General features: G+C 70.0%; 12 protein-coding genes. 7 read left to right on the top strand and 5 right to left on the bottom strand.

What is annotated here, in order from left to right:
• Positions 1-104: 104 nt before the first annotated feature.
• The 5 genes from kynU (at position 105) to RAB70_RS12535 (ending at position 5638) form a co-directional block, all read left to right on the top strand.
• Positions 105-1376: a kynureninase gene (gene kynU, locus RAB70_RS12555; RefSeq protein ID WP_148828595.1), complete on the top strand. Its 1272-nt coding sequence runs from the start codon at positions 105-107 to the stop codon at positions 1374-1376.
• Positions 1377-1422: 46 nt separating this feature from the next.
• On the top strand, positions 1423-2787 hold the full coding sequence (locus RAB70_RS12550; protein WP_148828596.1) for an NAD(P)/FAD-dependent oxidoreductase: 1365 nt from the start codon (positions 1423-1425) through the stop codon (positions 2785-2787).
• Positions 2788-2870: 83 nt separating this feature from the next.
• Positions 2871-4310 carry an exodeoxyribonuclease I gene (sbcB, locus tag RAB70_RS12545; protein WP_148828597.1) on the top strand — a complete coding sequence of 480 codons (1440 nt, stop codon included), beginning with the start codon at positions 2871-2873 and terminating at the stop codon, positions 4308-4310.
• Complete coding sequence (locus tag RAB70_RS12540; RefSeq protein WP_148828598.1) at positions 4307-4993, top strand: DUF2461 domain-containing protein; 687 nt, start codon at positions 4307-4309, stop codon at positions 4991-4993. The genes sbcB and RAB70_RS12540 overlap by 4 nt, the downstream gene beginning before the upstream one ends.
• A 108-nt stretch (positions 4994-5101) precedes the next feature.
• A complete protein-coding gene (locus RAB70_RS12535) occupies positions 5102-5638 on the top strand; it encodes a DUF2939 domain-containing protein (RefSeq protein ID WP_148828599.1) in 537 nt (178 codons plus the stop codon).
• A gap of 138 nt (positions 5639-5776) precedes the next feature.
• On the opposite strand, the gene RAB70_RS12530 is transcribed toward RAB70_RS12535, so the two are convergent.
• From RAB70_RS12530 to RAB70_RS12510, 5 genes are all read right to left on the bottom strand, one after another.
• A complete protein-coding gene (locus RAB70_RS12530; RefSeq protein ID WP_148828600.1) occupies positions 5777-6589 on the bottom strand; it encodes a fused MFS/spermidine synthase in 813 nt (270 codons plus the stop codon).
• A complete protein-coding gene (locus RAB70_RS12525) occupies positions 6586-7551 on the bottom strand; it encodes a 5'-nucleotidase (RefSeq protein WP_017907609.1) in 966 nt (321 codons plus the stop codon). The genes RAB70_RS12530 and RAB70_RS12525 overlap by 4 nt, the downstream gene beginning before the upstream one ends.
• A 132-nt stretch (positions 7552-7683) precedes the next feature.
• On the bottom strand, positions 7684-8454 hold the full coding sequence (locus tag RAB70_RS12520) for an NAD kinase (protein WP_026143327.1): 771 nt from the start codon (positions 8452-8454) through the stop codon (positions 7684-7686).
• A gap of 201 nt (positions 8455-8655) precedes the next feature.
• Complete coding sequence (locus RAB70_RS12515) at positions 8656-9282, bottom strand: hypothetical protein (protein ID WP_148828601.1); 627 nt, start codon at positions 9280-9282, stop codon at positions 8656-8658.
• Between the two features lie 278 nt (positions 9283-9560).
• Positions 9561-14501 (bottom strand): NAD-glutamate dehydrogenase, encoded by a 4941-nt coding sequence (locus RAB70_RS12510; RefSeq protein ID WP_408068877.1) that lies wholly within the window; start codon positions 14499-14501, stop codon positions 9561-9563.
• 418 nt (positions 14502-14919) lie between these two features.
• Here RAB70_RS12510 and RAB70_RS12505 point away from each other — a divergent pair, with 418 nt between their 5' ends.
• Positions 14920-15573: a TetR/AcrR family transcriptional regulator gene (locus RAB70_RS12505; protein ID WP_017907605.1), complete on the top strand. Its 654-nt coding sequence runs from the start codon at positions 14920-14922 to the stop codon at positions 15571-15573.
• Positions 15570-16853, top strand: a complete 1284-nt coding sequence (locus RAB70_RS12500; protein ID WP_017907604.1) for an efflux RND transporter periplasmic adaptor subunit — start codon at positions 15570-15572, stop codon at positions 16851-16853. Before RAB70_RS12505 ends, RAB70_RS12500 begins: the two co-directional genes overlap by 4 nt.
• Positions 16854-16863: the final 10 nt, after the last annotated feature.

The raw sequence follows: 16863 nt of genomic DNA, 5'->3' as shown, positions 1-16863 counted from the left end.
TCGGCAAGGCCCGCGCGGCAGCGCCCGCCCACGCCGCCCGGCAGTCACCTCACGTCGTCCCGCACGCTCTAGACTCTCGCCCTGCTTCCCGGAACCCAATGCCGATGAACGAGATCCTGTCCCGCCAGCACGCCATCGCCCTCGACGCCGCCGATCCGCTGCGCGCCTTGCGCCAGGAGTTCCTGTTCCCGCAGCACCAGGGCGCCGACCAGGCCTACTTCGTCGGCAACTCGCTGGGCCTGCAACCGCGCGGCGCGCGCGCCGCGGTGCAGGAGGTGCTGGACAAGTGGTCGTCGCTGGCGGTGGAAGGCCATTTCAACGGCGACACCCAGTGGATGACCTACCACGAGCTGCTGGCCGCGCCGCTGGCGCGCCTGGTCGGCGCGCACCCGCACGAAGTGGTGGCGATGAACACGCTGACGGTGAACCTGCACCTGCTCATGGTCAGCTTCTACCGGCCCACCCGCGAGCGCCCCGCGATCCTGATCGAGGCCGGCGCGTTCCCCTCCGACCAGCATGCGGTGGCCTCGCAGATCCGTTTCCACGGCTTCGACCCGGCCACCGACCTGATCGAAGTGCAGCCCGACGGCGCCGATGGCACCGTGTCGCTGGCGGCGATCGAGCGCGCCATCGCCGAGCACGGCCCGCGCCTGGCGCTGGTGCTGTGGCCGGGCGTGCAGTACCGCACCGGCCAGGCCTTCGACCTGGCCGCGGTGGCGCGGCTGGCGCGCGCGGCCGGCGCCGCGGTCGGCTTCGACCTGGCCCACGCGATCGGCAACGTGCCGCTGCACCTGCACGATGCCGCCCCGGACTTCGCGGTGTGGTGCCACTACAAATATCTCAACGCCGGCCCCGGCGCGGTCGCCGGCGCCTTCGTGCACGAACGCCACGGCCACGGCGAGACCCCGCGCTTCGCCGGCTGGTGGGGCCACGACAAGCGCACCCGTTTCCGCATGGCGCCCGAATTCGTCGCCGCGCCCGGTGCCGACGGCTGGCAGCTGAGCAATCCGCCGATCCTGAGCATGGCCCCGCTGCGCGCCTCGCTGGACCTGTTCGAGCGTGCCGGGCTGGACGCGCTGCGGCAGAAATCGCAGCAACTGACCGGCTACCTGGAGACGCTGATCCGCGCCCGCCTGGCCGACACCCTGCAGATCATCACCCCGTCCGACCCGGCGCAACGCGGCTGCCAGCTATCGCTGCGCGTGGCCGGCGGGCGGGAGCGCGGTCGTGCCCTGTTCGAGTACCTGCAATCGGTCGGCGTGCTCGGCGACTGGCGCGAGCCGGACGTGATCCGGATCAGCCCGGTGCCGCTGTACAACCGCTACCGCGACGTCTACCGCTTCGTCGAGGAAGTGGAAACCTGGGCCGGCGTCTGAGCCGCCTTCTTCGCGCGGCGGCCTGCCGCGCCTTCCGGACACCGCATTGAACGCATCCCCCCGCAGCATCACCCTGATCGGCGCCGGCCTGGCCGGCTCCCTGCTCGCCATCCTGCTCTCGCGCCAGGGCTGGCAGGTCACCGTCTACGAGCGTCGTGGCGACCCGCGCGTGCACGATTACGAGCGCGGCCGCTCGATCAACCTGGCCCTGGCCGAACGCGGCCTGCACGTGCTGCGCCAGGCCGGCGCCGATGCCGCGGTGATGGCCAAGGCGGTGATGATGCGCGGGCGCATGGTGCATTTCGCCGACGGCCACCAGCAGCTGCAGCGCTATGGCCGCGACGACAGCGAGGTGATCTGGTCGGTGCACCGCAACGATCTCAACATCACCCTGCTGCAGCTCGCCGAGCAGGCCGGGGCGCGCATCCATTTCTACCGGCGCCTGCACACGGTGGATTTCGATGCCGGCTATGCGCGTTTCATCGACGACCGCGACGACCAGCCCCACGACATCCGCTTCGACAGCATGATCGGCGCCGACGGCGCCGGCTCGGCGCTGCGCGCAGCGATGCAGCGCAAGGCGCCGATGGCCGAGCACATCGAGTTCCTCGACCACTCGTACAAGGAACTGGAGATCCCGCCCGGCGCCGACGGCAGCTTCCGCATCGAAGCCAACGCCCTGCATATCTGGCCGCGCGGGCACTACATGTGCATCGCCCTGCCCAACCACGAAGGCACCTTTACCGTCACCCTGTTCCTGCCCAACAAGGGCGAGCCCAGCTTCGCCACCGTGCGCAGCGGCGACGAGGCGCTGGCGCTGTTCGCGCGCGACTTCGCCGATGCACTGCCGCTGATGCCGCAACTGGCCGAGCACTGGGAGCAGCATCCGCCGGGCCTGCTCGGCACGCTGCGCCTGGAGCGCTGGCACCTGGACGGCCGCGCGGTACTGCTGGGCGACGCCGCGCACGCGATGGTGCCGTTCCACGGGCAAGGCATGAACTGCGCGTTCGAGGATTGCGCGGCGTTGGCCGCGCACCTGCAGCGCGAGCCGGACCTGGCGCGCGCCTATGCCGCCTTCGAGGCCGAGCGCAAGCCCAACGCCGGCGCGATCCAGCAGATGGCGCTGGAGAACTACGTGGAAATGCGCGACCGCGTCGGCGACGCCGGCTTCCTGCTGCAGCGCGAACTCGGCCAGGCACTGCAGGCGCGGCATCCGACCCGCTTCGTGCCGCACTACACCATGGTCACCTTCCTGCGCACGCCGTACGCGCAGGCGCTGGAACGCAGCGAAGTGCAGCGCGACATCCTGGTCCAGGCCACGCAGGGCCACAGCGATCTGTCGCGGATCGACTGGCAGTGGCTGGAGCGCATCGTGCACGCGCGGCTGGCACCGCTGGAGGGGGCGCATTGAACCGGCGTAGCCTATCCGGACACCCGCTCCTACACGCATCCCCACGCTACTAGCCTCGCCTGCCTCGCACCATTCGATTCGTCATGCCCGACAGCTTCCTCTTCTACGACCTGGAAACCTTCGGCGCCGATCCGCGGCGCACCCGCATCGCGCAGTTCGCCGCGGTGCGCACCGATGCCGAACTCAACGTGATCGAGGAGCCGATCAGTTTCTTCGTCAAGCCCGCCGACGACCTGCTGCCCTCGCCGGTCGCCACCCTCATCACCGGCATCGCCCCGCAGCAGGCCTTGCGCGAGGGCGTCAGCGAAGCCGAGGCGTTCGCGCGCATCGCCGAGCAGATGGCGCGGCCAAAGACCTGCACGCTGGGCTACAACTCGCTGCGCTTCGACGACGAGTTCGTGCGCCATGGTCTGTTCCGCAACTTCTACGATCCCTACGAACGCGAGTGGCGCAACGGCAACTCGCGCTGGGACCTGCTGGACATGCTGCGACTGATGCACGCGCTGCGCCCGGAGGGCATCGTCTGGCCGCAGCGCGAGGACGGCGCCACCTCGTTCAAGCTGGAGCAACTGGCATTGGCCAACGGCGTGCGCGACGGCGATGCGCACGAGGCGCTGTCCGACGTATACGCCACCATCGGCATGGCCCGGCACTTCCGCCGCAGCCAGCCGCGGTTGTGGGAGTACGCGCTGAAGCTGCGCGACAAGCGCTTCTGCGGCAGCCTGCTCGATGCGGTGGCGATGCAGCCGGTGCTGCACGTGTCGATGCGCTATCCGGCCGCGCGCCTGTGCGCAGCACCGGTGCTGCCGTTGGCGCGGCATCCGCGCATCGACAGCCGGGTGCTGGTGTTCGACCTGGAAGGCGACATCGAGCCGCTGCTGCGCTATACGCCGGAACAGATCGCCGACCGCCTGTACACCCCGCAGGCCGACCTGCCCGAGGGCGAACAGCGTATCCCGCTCAAGGAAGTGCATCTGAACAAGGCACCGGCGCTGGTCGCCTGGGCGCACCTGCGCGAAGCGGATTTCGCCCGGCTGCGGCTGGACCCCGCGCAACTCCTGGCCAAGGCCGCGCGCCTGCGCGAGGCCGGTCCGGCGCTGGCCGAGAAGGTGCGGCGGGTGTTCGCCAGCGAGCGCGCCGCGGTAACGGCCGATGTGGACGCCTCGCTGTACGACGGCTTCCTGGCCGATGGCGACAAGCGCACGATGGCCCAGGTCCGCGCCACCCCACCGGCGCAACTGGCCGCGCTGGAAGGCCAGTTCCGCGATCCGCGCCTGCCCGAGCTGCTGTTCCGCTACCGCGCGCGCAACTGGCCGCAGAGCCTGTCCATCGCCGAACAGGCGCGCTGGGACGACTACCGGCGGCAGCGCCTGCAGCAGGACAGCGGCCTGTCCGAACTGAGCTTCGACGCCTTCTACGCGGAACTGGCCGGTTTACGCCTGGCTCACCCGCAGGATGCTACCAAGCAAGCCCTGCTCGACCAGTTGGCCGCCTGGAGCCACGACCTGCAACGCAGCCTATGACCAGCTATTTCAGCGACGCCAGCTTCAAGTTCCTGCGTGCCCTGGCGCGGCACAACGACAAGGCCTGGTTCAACGACAACCGGCACAAGTACGAAGAACACGTGCGCCAGCCGTTCCTGCGCCTGATCACCGACCTGCAGCCGGACCTGGCCCAGGTCAGCGAGCACTTCCGCGCCGACCCGCGCGGCGTCGGCGGCTCGCTGTTCCGCATCCACCGCGACGCGCGCTTCTCCCACGACAAGTCGCCGTACAAGACCTGGCAGGGTGCGCGCCTGTTCCATGAGCGGCGCAAGCAGGTGCCGGCGCCCTCGTTCTACATCCACCTGCAGCCGGGCGAGAGCTTCGTCGGCGCCGGGCTGTGGCATCCGGAACCGGACACGCAGCGCAAGGTGCGTCAATTCATCTTCGACAACCCCGGCAGCTGGAAGGCCGCCGCGCATGCGCCGGCGCTGCGGCGCCGCTTCGATTTCGAGGAAAGCGAGATGCTGGTGCGGCCGCCGCGCGGCTTCCCGGCCGACTTCGAGTGCATCGACGACCTCAAGCACAAGAACTGGGTGTTCTGGCGCCAGCTCGACGATGCGGCGATGACCGGCCCACGGCTGCGCACGCAGGTCGCCGCCGACCTGCAGACGCTGGGCCCGTTCGTGGACTATCTGTGCGCGGCGCTGGACCTGGAGTTCTAGAACGGCAGTGCTTCCCCGTCGGAGCGGCTTCAGCGGCGACAGGCATTCCCGGTCACGCGTCGCGGCTGATCCGCTCCTGCAGAACGCCCACACGCAAGGAGACATGCGATGAAGAAATGGCTGGCCTTGCTGTTCCTCGCCCTGCTCGCCCTCGGCGGCTACGTCGTCGCCGGACCCTACCTGGCGATCCGCGGCATCGACCAAGCGCTGCGCGAGCGCGATGCCGCGGCACTGGAGCGCTACGTCGACTTTCCCACGCTGCGGGTCAACCTCAAGGCCCAGGTGGACGATGCGCTGGTGCGCCGCGCCGGCCCCGACCTGCAGTCCAGCCTGTTCGGCGGGACGCTGCTGTCGCTGGCCGGCGGCCTCGGCGGCATGAGCGTGGATGCGCTGGTCACCCCGACCGGCATCGGCGCGCTGATGCAGGGCGACGCGCTGTGGAAACGCGCCAGCGGCGACACCGTCGGCGGCGATACCTACGCCGCGCCGCGCCCGCCGCAACCGTTGCGCCAGGCCGAGCACCGCTTCGAATCGACCACGCGCTTCGTCGCCACCGTGCATACCGCCGACGGCACCGCCGTGCCCTTCGTGTTCACTCGCGAGGGCCTGCACTGGAAGCTCAGCAACATCCTGTTGCCGTTGTAGGGCGACTTGCCATCGTCCTGGCGCGTGGTGTCGCCCGGGACCGCATGCATTGTCTCCCCGGTCGTGCTTGCACCGGCGGCGGCATGGCGTGGACTGAACCGTCTGGCCGACGCAGCCATCCCCCGGCAGCAGCCCTGGCTAACGCACCCCGTCCGCTCCCGTCCTGCCCGCCATCGCTTGCTGCACGCGCCGGAACGGCGTGCGCAGTTGCCAGCGCGCCGACCACGGCAGGCAGGCCAAGGCCGCGTGCACGTCCAACGCCGGCAGTGCACCGGTCCAGGCGAACACCACCTGGTTGTCCATCTGTGGCTCGTCCAGGCGCAGCACGCGGCCGCCGAACAGCGCGCGCAGATGCGCCAGGTGGCGGCGCGTGTCGGTGTCGTACAGGTTCACCGCCAGTACCCCACCCGGTGCCAGCGCCGCGTGGCAGTCCTCGTAGAAGCCGCGGCTGAGCAGCGCGGCCGGGATGCCGTCGGCATCGTAGGCGTCGAGCAGCAGCAGGTCGTAGCGGTCACGCCGTTGCCGCAACAACCGCGCGCCGTCGCCGTGCACGGCCTCGAAGCGCGCATCGTCGTCCGGGATGCGGAAGGCCGCGCGCAGGGCCAGCACGTCGGCGTCGGCCTCGATCGCCTCGATCCGCGCCTGCGGCAGGTGCCGATAGCAGAACTTGGCCTGCGAGCCGCCGCCGAGGCCGACGATGCCGATCCGCCGCGGGTCCGGGCGCAGCAACAGCGCGCCGAGCATGCTGCGGGTGTAGCCCACCTGCAGCACGTCCGGCCACCAGGTGTACATGCGGCTCTGGGTCACCTCGCCCTTGAACTGCAGGCTGGTGTAGCGCCAGCCGTGGCGCACGTAAGGCCGCCCGGGACGCAGGTCGGCAGGCGCATCCGCTCCCTGCCGCAGCAGGCGGCGCAGCGCGGCCCAGCGGCCGCCGCCGGGCGCCGCAGTCACGGCTTGGCGATGTCGTTGGCGACCCCGTGCGGCACATGCCCGGCGGCGACGCGCTCGCGGGCGGCGCTGTCGATGTTGTGCTGCGAATCGTCGAAGAAGATGTCCGCGCCGAAGGCCTGCAGGAACGGCCCCTTGTGGCGGCCGCCGAGGAACAGCGCCTCGTCCAGGCGCACGCCCCATTCGCGCAGGGTGCGGATCACCCGCTCGTGCGCCGGCGCCGAGCGCGCGGTGACCAGCGCGGTACGGATCGGCGAGGCTTCGCCGGCCGGGAACGCGGACTGCAGCGCGTGCAGCGCCGACAGGAAATTGCGGAACGGCCCGCCGGTCAGCGGCTCACGCGCGTTCTCGCGCTCGTAGCGGCCGAACGCTTCCACGCCCTGCTCGCGCGAGAAACGCTCGCCCTCGTCGCCGAAGATCACCGCATCGCCGTCGAAGGCGATGCGCAACTGGGTGGACAGGCGATCGGCATCGATCGCGCCGGCGGCCGCGGCCGCTTCCTGCGCGTGCTCGCCGGGCGGCTTGGGCAGGATGGTCGCCGCGGCGATGCCGTGGCTGAGCGCGCGGCGCACCGATTCCGGGTTGGCCGAGAGGAACAGATCGGTACCGAACGGCTTGACGTAGGGCCAGGTCGCCTCGCCGGAGGTGAAGGTGGCGCGGACGATGCCCAGCCCGTAGTGCTGGATCGAATTGAAGATGCGCAGCCCGGTGTCGGCGGAATTGCGCGACAGCAGGATCACCTCCACCGGCGGCGTCTCCGGCGGCGTGCCCTGGTTCAGCGCCAGCAGCTTGCGCACCACCGGGAACGCCACACCGGGCGCCAGCACATCGTCCTCGCGCTCGCGCTGATACGCGCTGTACGCCTCCACCCCCTCCCGCTCGAACAGGGCATGGCCCTCTTCCAGATCGAACAGGGCGCGCGAGGTGACCGCGACGGTGAGCAGACGTGGGGAGTTGTCGGACATTTGGGCGGGGAATGGGGAATCGGGAATGGGGAATAGGTAAAGCGGTCTACAGGCACGGAACCGAGCAGGAGAAACGGGAGACACGGAAACCGCTCTTGCGATTCCCCATTCCCGATTCCCCACTCCCCGCCCCTACACCATAAATTGCTCGCTCAAGATCCGCTCCTCCAGATTGTGCTCCGGATCGAACAGCAGGGTGACCAGGCGGTCGCGGGATTCGCGGATGGTGACTTCGACCACGTCGCGGGTCTCGTGCGAGTCGGCGGTGACGCTGACCGGGCGCTTGTACGGGTCCAGCACGCGGAAGCGCACCTCGATGTCGGCCTTGAGGATCGCGCCGCGCCAGCGCCGCGGCCGGTACGGCGCGATCGGGGTCAGCGCCAGGGTGTGCGAGCCCAGCGGCAGGATCGGTCCGTGCGCGGAGGAGTTGTAGGCGGTGCTGCCGGCCGGGGTCGACACCAGTACGCCGTCGCAGATCAGTTCGTCGACCCGGGTCTGGCCGTTGAGATCGATGCTCACGTGCGCGGCCTGACGGGTCTGCCGCAGCAGCGAGACCTCGTTGTAGGCCAGCGAGCCGGTGGTGGCGCCGGATTCGGTCTGCGCCAGCATTTCCAGCGGGCGCAGCTTGGCCGGCTCGGCCAGGGCCAGGCGCGCGACCAGGTCGTCGTCGCGGAACTGGTTCATCAGGAAGCCGACCGTGCCCAGCTTCATGCCGAACACCGGCTTGCCCAGGCTGCCGTGGCGATGCAGGGTCTGCAGCATGAAGCCGTCGCCGCCGAGCGCGCACAGCACATCGGCATCGGCCGGCTCGCAATCGCCGTAGCGCCCGACCAGTTGGGTACGCGCGTGCTGCGCCTCCGGCGCGACGCTGGCGAGGAAACAGATGCGGGGCGAGGACGGCAGGACGGAAGCATTCATGGCACCGATCATACCCGGGGCGCCATGACCGGCGCGCGGCGGCGAACCGGCGGCACGCGCTTGCAGCCGAGACAGCGGCCAATCCGCGGCAGTTGCATGCCGCGTCCGCACCGCGCTGTGATGGGACCTGCGGCGACAGCCATTGCAGGCCGGTATCCGGTACCGGGCCGAGTCGCTCCGCCCGCCTTATCTGCCGGACACGAAGTCGCGGCACGCAGTCTCGGTCGCCTGCTCCTGCATCGCCTGGCGCACCGATGCCGGCACCAGCGGGCCCAGATGCTCCCGCACCTGCTGCGCCAGTTCCACGGACCGGATCTCGCCCATCCCCTCCTGCGTGCGCGCATCGGCCAGGCACAGCCAATACCAGGCGCGCGCCAGATCCCGGCACGCTTCCGGGCCGCAGGCCTGGATCCAGGCCAGTTCGGGTTCCCAGCCGGCACCCGAGCACCAGCCGGGGCGGCTCCATTCGGCCAGCAGCGCGGCATGGTCCGGGATGGTGCCCACGCCGAGGAAGCGACGGCGGCCGTACGCGCGCATGGCCACGCTGCAGCCACGGATGTCCAGCCAGGTGCGGGCATAGACCGCACGCTTCAGTGCTGCCAGTGCCGCGGCCTGCTCGCCGTTGGCGTCCAGCTGCAGAAACAGCGCATAGGCGGCATCGCCCACCGATTTCCTGGCAAGTGCACGCAAGCGTCGCAGGTCGCCCTGCCGTGCCTGCTGCAGCGCACGCTGCAGCCGCAGCTCCAGCGGAGGCTGCAGTGCCAGGAAGACGATCAACAACAGGAGCACTGCGGGGATGGCCAGGTACAGCATGTACGCCTCGAAATGCGGCGCTGCAGCCGTGTGCTCGCCCGATGGCGCGGATCGTATCAGCGCGGGCTGTCAGAATCCCGCGGCCTTGCATGACGCGGTCGGTCGCCGCAGCGGTGCGCCGCCGGCCTGGCTCCAACGAAGAACGTGGGGCGAGCGCGGATCCCCGCCACCGACGCGTGACAGCAATCGCCTGCCACGCGCCATGCCTCACCATCGGGCGACGCGGTGCCACAGTGGGCCAGGCCCGCGCGCGCGGGCCTGGCCATCGGCGCGATCGGTCAGACGCCGTGCGCCGCCAGCTGGCCGAGTCGCTGCACCGCCACCGACACCGTCGGGTAGTCCAGGGTCTTCTGCGCAGCCAGCTCCTGCAGCATGCTCAGGGTGAAACGCAGGCTGCTGTCGTCGCGCTGCAGCCAGTGCTGCACCTTGGCCTCGGCGGTGCCGCCCGGCAGGCTCAGCGCCTGGCCGGCCAGCACGCTGTGGTGCTTGGCCAGTTCGTCGCGCAGCACGCCGCGGGCCACCGCATGCCAGCGGCCGTTGACCTCCAGCGCGTCGATCTGCTCGAACAGCCACGGCAACTGCAGCGCCTCGCCGAGGCGGAAGTGCACCTTCGACACCTCCACCGGCTTGAGCTTGCGGGTGCGCGCCATTTCGATGATGTCGAACGCCGGCTCCAGGAAGCGCAGTTCCGACAGCTGCTGGGCGAGCGCCGGCGGCAGGCCCTTGTCCTGCCACTCCTGCACCAGCGCCTCGTAGCGCGGACGCTGCGAATCGGGCAGCACGCCGGAGGCGACGCGGATGTCGTTGAACGGCTCGTAGTAGCGCTCCACCGCCGCGGTGATGCCCGGCATCGGGCCCGGACGGAACAGCAGCCAGCGCACGAAGGCGCGCTGCAGCGTCCAGATCACCTCCAGCGCGTCGATCTGCACCGACTCGGGCACCTTGCCGTCCAGCGCATCGATCTGCGTCCACAGCGCGCGTGCATCCAGCGTCTCCCGGCTGATGGTGTAGGCCTTGGCGACCTCGGCGATGCTGCGGCCGGTGTCTTCCTGCATGCGCATCAGGAAGGTGGCGCCCATCCGGTTGATGGTGGTGTTGGTCACCGCGGTGGCGATGATCTCGCGCTTGAGGCGGTGCCGCTCCATCGCGTCGGCGTACTTCTTCTGCAGCGGCTGCGGGAAGTAGCGCTGCAGTTCCTTGGACAGGTACGGGTCCTCGGGGATGTCCGACTCCAGCAGCTGCTGGAACGCCACCAGCTTGGAATAGGACAGCAGCACCGCCAATTCCGGCCGGGTCAGCCCCTGGCCACGCGCCTTGCGCGCGGAGATCTCCGCGTCCGAGGGCAGGTATTCGATCTGCCGGTCGAGCAGGCCCTGCGCCTCCAGGGTGCGGATGAAGTGCTGCTTGGAGCCCAGGCGGGTGACGCTCATCCGCTCCATCAGGCTCAGCGCCTGGTTCTGGCGGATGTTGTCCCACAGCACCAGCTCGGCCACTTCGTCGGTCATCGACGCCAGCAGCTTGTTGCGCGCGTCCAGGGTCAGCTTCTTGGCCTGCACCACGTCGTTGAGCAGGATCTTGATGTTGACCTCGTGGTCGGAGGTGTCCACGCCGGCCGAGTTGTCGATGAAGTCGGTGTTGAGCAGCACCCCGACCTGCGCGGCCTCGATGCGGCCGAGCTGGGTCAGGCCGAGGTTGCCGCCCTCGCCCACGACCTTGCAGCGCAGCTCGCCGCCGTTGACGCGCAGGCCGTTGTTGGCACGGTCGCCGACGTCGCCGTGGGTCTCGCTGGCGGCCTTGACGTAGGTGCCGATGCCGCCATTCCAGAACAGGTCCACCGGCGCCTTGAGGATGGCGTTCATCAGGTCGTTCGGCGAGAGTTGCTTGACCCCCGGCTCCAGGCCCAGCGCCTCGCGCACCGGCGCACTGATCTCGATCGACTTGAGCGTGCGCGGGTAGATGCCGCCGCCGGCGCTGATCAGCTTGGCGTCGTAGTCGGCCCAGCTGGAGCGCGGCAGCTTGAACAGGCGCTCGCGCTCGGCGAAGGACGCCGCCGCGTCCGGGTTCGGGTCGAGGAAGATGTGGCGGTGGTCGAACGCGGCCAGCAGGCGGATGTGGCGCGACAGCAGCATGCCGTTGCCGAACACGTCGCCGGACATGTCGCCGATGCCCACGCAGGTGAAGTCCTCGCTCTGGCAGTCGCGGCCCAGCGCGCGGAAGTGGCGCTTGACCGACTCCCAGGCGCCGCGCGCGGTGATGCCCATGCCCTTGTGGTCGTAGCCGACCGAGCCGCCGGAGGCGAACGCGTCGCCCAGCCAGAAGCCGTGGTCCAGCGCCAGGCCGTTGGCGATGTCGGAGAAGGTGGCCGTGCCCTTGTCGGCGGCGACCACCAGGTACGGATCGTCCTGGTCGTGGCGCACCACCTGCGGCGGCGGCACGATCTTGCCGCCGACGATGTTGTCGGTGATGTCCAGCAGGCCCTGGATGAACAGCTTGTAGCAGGCGATGCCTTCGGCCAGCACCGCGTCGCGGTCGCCGCCGACCGGCGGGCGCTTGCAGAAGAAGCCGCCCTTGGCGCCGACCGGCACGATCACCGTGTTCTTGACCATCTGCGCCTTGACCAGGCCCAGCACCTCGGTGCGGAAGTCCTCGCGCCGGTCGGACCAGCGCAGGCCGCCACGCGCCACCGCGCCGAAGCGCAGGTGCACGCCTTCCACGCGCGGGCCGTACACGAAGATCTCGCGGTACGGACGCGGCTTGGGCAGGTCCGGCACCTTGGCCGAATCCAGCTTGAAGCTGATGCAGTGGCCCAGCCCGCCGTCGGCGCTGCGCTGGTAGTGGCTGGTGCGCAGGGTCGCCTCGATCACGCCCTTGAAGCTGCGCAGGATGCGGTCCTCGTCGAGGCTCGCCACCTGGTCGAACAGTTTCAGCAGCGCCGCCGAGACCGCCTCCAGCTGCGCGTCGCGGCTGCCGCTGCGCGCATCGATCACCGGCTGCAGCGCCTTCAGCGCCGCGGCATCGTCCTTGGCCAGCAGGTGCAGTTGCGCCGTCAGCGCGGCCTGTCCCTCGGCGATCTGTGCCTTGCTCTCGTTGCCGGTGGCCGGATCGAAGCGCGCCTCGAACAGCTCCACCAGCAGCCGCGCCAGCAGCGGATAGCGGTTGCAGGTCTCTTCCACGTAAGCCTGCGAGAACGGCACGCCGGTCTGCAGCAGGTACTTGCAGTAGCCACGCAGCACCGCGACCTGGCGCCAGCTCAGGCTGGCACCGACGATCAGGCGGTTGAAGCCGTCGTTCTCGGCGTCGCCGCGCCAGATCCGCACGAACGCCTCGCACAGCGGCGCGTCGGCCGCGGCCACATCGATGCTGCCGGCCAGCGGCTCGACCTCGAAGTCCTGGATGGACAGCGCGGTGCCATCGACCACCAGCCGGTACGGACGCTCGGAGATCACCCGCAGGCCCAGGTTCTCCATCATCGGCAGCACGTCCGACAGCGGCAGGTCGTCGTGCTGGCGGTACAGCTTCAGGCGCAGGCTGTCGGCGCCGTCGCGACGCAGCGCCTGCAGGCTCAGGTGCAGGTCTTCCGGACCGCGCAGCGCGGCCAGGCGTTCGACGTCGCGCGCGGCGATCTGCGCGGTCGACTCCTCGATGTAGCCGGCCGGCAGCGCGCGGCCGTAGCCGGCGGCCAGGCGCAGGCCATCGCGCTCGCCGCAGCTGGCCACCAGCGCCTCGCGCAGGTCGTCGTGCCAGTTGCGCAGCAGGTGCGCCAGGCGCGATTCCAGTTCGGTGGTGTCGAACTCCAGCGCCTCGCCCGGCTTGGGCCGCACGATCATGTGCAGCTGCGCCAGCGGCGATTCGCCCAGCACCACGTTGGAATCGATGTACTCGCCGTGCAGCGCGTCCTTCAGCAAGGCCTCGATGCGCAGGCGCACGTCGGTGTTGAAACGCTCGCGCGGGATGTACACCAGCGCGGAAATGAAGCGGCCGTACTTGTCGCGGCGCAGGAACAGGCGGCTGCGCACCCGCTCCTGCAGGCCCAGAATGCCCATCGCGGTGCGGTACAGCTCTTCCTCGTTGGACTGGAACAGCTCCTCGCGCGGCAGCGTCTCCAGGATATGGCGCAGCGCCTTGCCGCTGTGGCTGCTCGGGGTCAGTTCGGACTTGCGCATCACGTAGTCGAAGCGCTCGCGCACCAGCGGGATCTCCCACGGGCGGCGGTTGTAGGCGCTGGAGGTGAACAGGCCGAGGAAGCGCTGTTCGGCGACGATGCGGCCCTTGGCGTCGAACTCCAGCACGCCGATATAGTCCATGTAGCCGCTGCGGTGCACCCGCGAGCGCGCATTGGTCTTGGTCAGGATCAGCGCTTCCTTGGTGCCGGACTCGCTGAGGCCGTGCGCGGCCAGCGTGCGCACCGGCCGCGCCGGCGACTTGTCCTGCCCGCGCAGCAGGCCCAGGCCGCTGTCTTCCAGCGGCGCCAGCACGTCTTCGCCGCCCTGCTTCTCCACGCGGTATTCGCGGTAGCCGAAGAAGGTGAAATGGTCGGCCGCGGCCCAGCGCAGGAATTCCTGCGCCTCGCGCCGGCCCTTGTCGTCCACCGGCAGGCGCCGCGTGGTCAGGTCGTCGGCCAGCGCCAGCATCTTCTCGCGCATGCCGCCCCAGTCGCGCACGATGTTGCGCACCTCGCCGAGGATACGCCGGATCGCCGCTTCCACCTGCGCCATGTCTTCCGGCGGCTGGCGGTCGATCTCCAGCGCCATCAGCGATTCCGCCTTGCCCTCGCCCACGTTCTCCAGCGTGCCGCCCTTGTCGCGCTGCATGCGCAGCACCGGGTGGCCGAGCACGTGCACGCCGATGCCCAGCTCGGCCAGCGCCATGCTCACCGAATCGACCAGGAACGGCATGTCGTCGTTGACGATCTGCAGCACCGTGTGCGACGACTCCCAGCCGTCGTCCTTCAGGTTCGGGTTGAACACCCGCACGTTGACCGTGCCCGGCTTGCGCTTGCGTGCGAACTCCAGCATCGACGCGGCCAGCGCCGCCCACTCCTGCGCGCTGTGGTGGGGGAACTCGTCCTCCTCCATGCGCTTGTAGAACTCCTCGGCGAAGGTCTGCGCCTCCTCCTGGCGCGCGGCCGGATAGCGCTTGCGCAGCGCCGCGAACACCGAGGCCAGGCTGAAGGCGCTGGCGGCCGGCGCCGCGTCGATCACCTTGGCGGTCGCCGGCACGGTCGCGGCCAGCCTGGGCGGCGTCGCGGCCTTGCGCGGGGCGGCGGCCTTGGCCGCAGGCTTGGCGGCCGCCTTGGTCTTGGCAGGCGCCTTGGCCGGCTTGGTGGCGGACGGGGTCGCGGAGGTGCGGGTGGCGGCCGAGGATTTGGAACGGGAAGCGGCGTGTTTGGGTTTCATGACGGAGAGCAGCAACGATGCTCGATGGGAAAGCCGGAATTGTACCGGTGCTCCGTTCAACTACCTTGCTGCATCGCAAACCAATGGAGCGGCCGCGGCGACGCACCAGATCGCGCAAAGCGACCGCAACACCATCATCACGCGGCGGTCACCATGCTTTGCCGGCCACGCTGTTGTCAGCAAGAACACCCGTGTGTCAAGGCTGTTCTAATTCTAAACTGGACGGTATAGTCCACAATCGATGAGCACTCCCCTCGCCTCCGCCGCACAGCGCCAGGCGCGCGACCAGCGCGTGTACGCTGCCGTGCGCGAATTGCTGGCCGAGGAAGGCATGGGCCTGAGCATGGATGCAGTGGCGGCACGTGCCGGCTGCTCCAAGCAGACCCTGTACAGCCGCTACCGCAGCAAGCAGGGCCTGCTGCGGCGGGCGATGCAGGATCACCTGGACCTGGCCACCGCGCACCTGGAGCCGGTGCAGGACGACCTGCGCGGCAGCCTGCTGCGTTTCGCCTGCGAGTACCTGGAACAGCTGTCGGAACCGCGTGTGCTGCAGAGTTGCCAGCTGATCGCCGCCGAGTCGCGGCACTTCCCCGAAGAAGCGCGCGCCATGTTCCGCGACAGCGCCGGCGCGCTGATGCAGCGCCTGAGCGAGCGCCTGCGCGGCGCCATGGCGCGCGGCCAGCTTCGGCATGACGATCCGCACTTCATGGCCGAGCTGCTGTTGAGCATGATCGTCGGCATGGATTTCGAGCGTCAGCGCTTCCACAGCGCGCATCGCGGCGACGCCGCCGCGCAGCGCGCCTGGGCCGAGTTCGCCGTGGACGGCTTCTTGCGCGCGTTCGCCGCCGCCCCTTTTCTTCCTTCTACAAAACCAGACCGGAGTACCACCCGATGACCTCCCCGTTGCGTTCTCTCGCCCTGGCCTGCGCCGTCGTGGTGGTGTTGGCGTCCTGCAAGAAACAGGAGCAGCAGCAGGCCATGCCGCCGCCGGAAGTGGGCGTGCTGCAGGCGCAGCCGCAGACCGTGCCGCTTGAGCGCGAACTGGTCGGCCGCCTGTCCGCGTTCCGCAGCGCCGATGTGCGCGCCCGCGTGCCCGGCGTGCTGGAAAAGCGCCTGTACACCGAAGGCACCGACGTCAAGGAAGGCCAGCCGCTGTTCCAGATCGACCCGGCGCCGCTGCGTGCGACCCTGGCCTCGGCGCAGGGCCAGCTGGCCGCGGCCGAAGCCACCTACGCCAACGCCAAGGCCGCCGCCGCCCGCGCGCGCAGCCTGGCGCCGCAGGCCTACGTGTCCAAGTCCGACCTGGACAACGCCGAGGCCACCGAACGCAGCTCCGCCGCGTCGGTGCAGCAGGCCCGTGCGGCGGTGGAAACCGCGCGCATCAACCTCGGCTACGCCACCGTCACTGCGCCGATCGCCGGCCGCGCCGGCAAGCAGCAGGTCACCGAGGGCGCGCTGGTCGGCCAGGGCGACAGCACGCTGCTGACCACGATCGACCAGCTGGACCCGCTGTACGTCAACTTCTCGATGAGTTCCGACGAACTGGCGCAGCTGCGCCAGGCGCAGACCGAAGGCAACGTCGCCCTCAACGCCGAGGACAAGTCCACCGTGCAGATCAAGCTCGGCGACGGCAGCACCTATGCGCATGCCGGCACCCTGGACTTCTCCGGCGCGGCGGTCGACCCGAGCACCGGCTCGGTGACGCTGCGCGCGCTGCTGCCCAATCCGGACCGGGTGCTGCTGCCCGGCGCCTTCGTCAGCTTCTCGGCCAACCTGGGCCAGCGCAAGGACGTGTACCTGATCCCGCAGGCGGCCGTGCTGCGCGACGCCAAGGGCGCCTATGCGCTGGTCGTCGGCAAGGACAGCAAGGTGGTGCGCAAGGACCTGACCACGGTCGGCCAGCAGGGCGACAAGTGGATCGTCAGCGGCGGCCTGCAGAACGGCGACCAGGTCGTGGTCAGCGGCCTGCCCAAGGTCAAGGAAGGCGCACCGGCCGTGGCCAAGCCGTGGGATCCGAATGCCGCCGCCCAGGGCCAGGGCCCGGGTGCCGGCGCAGCGCCCGGCCAGGGTGCACAAGGCGCCGCGGCGCCGGCCAAGGGCGCCGCCCCGGCGCAGGGCGCAGCGCACGGCGATGCGCCGAACGCCGCCTCGCCTTCCGACCAGCCGAAGCAGTAACGGACTCCCC

The organism is Xanthomonas sontii, from assembly GCF_040529055.1.
Taxonomy (GTDB): domain Bacteria; phylum Pseudomonadota; class Gammaproteobacteria; order Xanthomonadales; family Xanthomonadaceae; genus Xanthomonas_A; species Xanthomonas_A sontii.
This window is presented reverse-complemented; position numbering and strand designations above follow the sequence as displayed.

Bases quoted from the DNA above. Each gene is read 5' to 3' on its own strand.
- RAB70_RS12540 (WP_148828598.1), top strand. From the start codon at position 4,307: ATGACCAGCTATTTCAGCGACGCCAGCTTCAAGTTCCTGCGTGCCCTG.
- RAB70_RS12505 (WP_017907605.1), top strand. From the start codon at position 14,920: ATGAGCACTCCCCTCGCCTCCGCCGCACAGCGCCAGGCGCGCGACCAG.
- sbcB (WP_148828597.1), top strand. From the start codon at position 2,871: ATGCCCGACAGCTTCCTCTTCTACGACCTGGAAACCTTCGGCGCCGAT.
- RAB70_RS12535 (WP_148828599.1), top strand. From the start codon at position 5,102: ATGAAGAAATGGCTGGCCTTGCTGTTCCTCGCCCTGCTCGCCCTCGGC.
- RAB70_RS12515 (WP_148828601.1), bottom strand. From the start codon at position 9,282: ATGCTGTACCTGGCCATCCCCGCAGTGCTCCTGTTGTTGATCGTCTTC.
- kynU (WP_148828595.1), top strand. From the start codon at position 105: ATGAACGAGATCCTGTCCCGCCAGCACGCCATCGCCCTCGACGCCGCC.
- RAB70_RS12525 (WP_017907609.1), bottom strand. From the start codon at position 7,551: ATGTCCGACAACTCCCCACGTCTGCTCACCGTCGCGGTCACCTCGCGC.
- RAB70_RS12500 (WP_017907604.1), top strand. From the start codon at position 15,570: ATGACCTCCCCGTTGCGTTCTCTCGCCCTGGCCTGCGCCGTCGTGGTG.